This is a genomic window from Leisingera sp. F5 (genome assembly GCF_001593695.1).
Genome location: NZ_LUKH01001074.1, coordinates 1 through 1,299, shown reverse-complemented (window position 1 = coordinate 1,299; position 1,299 = coordinate 1). Strand labels below are relative to the sequence as shown.

The following is a 1,299-nucleotide window of genomic DNA, read 5'->3' as shown; positions in this document are numbered from 1 at the left end:
GGCGGTGACCAATCAGGACGGCCGGCAGATTGCCGAATTCCGGGGCTTCTCCCGGGCGGTCAAAGGCCAGTTGTTTGACGAATAAGGCGTGGAGGATGCCATGAAAGACCTGACCCCCAACAAGGCTGATCTGGATCCGATCGAGATCGCCTCGATCGACGAAATCCGCGCCCTGCAGCTGGAACGGCTGAAATGGTCGCTGCGGCATGCCTATGAAAACGTGCCGATGTACAAGCAACGGTTCGACGAGGCGGGCGTGCATCCGGACGACTTGCAGCAGTTGTCGGATCTGGCCAAGTTTCCCTTCACCTACAAGAACGACCTGCGCGACAATTACCCGTTTGGCCTGTTTGCGGTGCCGCGCGAACAGATTATGCGCCTGCACGCGTCCTCCGGCACCACCGGCAAGCCGACAGTTGTGGGCTATACGGCGAATGACATCAGCAACTGGGCGGATCTGGTGGCGCGGTCCCTGCGGGCGGCTGGACTGCGCAAGGGCGACATGGTGCACAACGCCTATGGCTACGGGCTGTTCACCGGCGGCCTGGGCGCGCATTACGGGATCGAACGTCTGGGCGCCACTGTCGTTCCGATGTCCGGCGGGCAGACCGAAAAACAGGTTGGCCTGATCACCGATTTCAAACCCGACGGGATCATGGTGACACCCTCCTACATGCTGAACATCCTGGAGCAGTACCACAAGGTCGGCATGGACCCGCGCGAGTGCTCGCTGAAAGTCGGCGTTTTCGGCGCCGAACCCTGGACCGATGCGATGCGCCGCGAGGTTGAGCAGGCTTTCGACATGCATGCGGTCGATATCTACGGGCTCAGCGAAATCATGGGGCCGGGGGTGGCCAATGAATGCGTCGAGACCAAGGACGGCCCGGTGATCTGGGAGGATCACTTCCTGCCGGAAATCATTGACCCGGTGACGGGTGAGGTGCTGCCGGACGGCGAAATGGGGGAACTGGTGTTCACCACGCTGACCAAGGAAGGCTTGCCAATGGTCCGCTACCGCACCCGCGACTTGACACGGTTGCTGCCGGGCTCCGCGCGCACGATGCGGCGGATGGAGAAGATCACCGGGCGCAGCGACGACATGATCATCCTGCGCGGCGTCAATGTCTTTCCCAGCCAGGTGGAAGAGCAGCTGATGGCCACTGGCGGGCTGGCGCCGCATTACCAGATCGAGCTGTATAAATCCGGCCGGATGGACGCGATGCGGGTCTATGTGGAGGCCAATCCTGATGCCACGGATGAGCTGAGCAGGACTGCGGCGGCGCGGATGCTGACCAAGCG

1 protein-coding gene and 1 pseudogene are annotated in these 1,299 nt (G+C 62.0%); both read left to right on the top strand.

Features of this window, described 5'->3' with window-relative positions; genetic code table 11:
* Positions 1–85, top strand: a pseudogene (locus A2I95_RS42735) (phenylacetic acid degradation protein PaaD); the annotation flags it as partial.
* Positions 86–100: 15 nt separating this feature from the next.
* The coding region (paaK, locus tag A2I95_RS38990) for a phenylacetate--CoA ligase PaaK (protein ID WP_291737738.1) at positions 101–1,299 on the top strand (1,199 nt) is incomplete at its 3' end.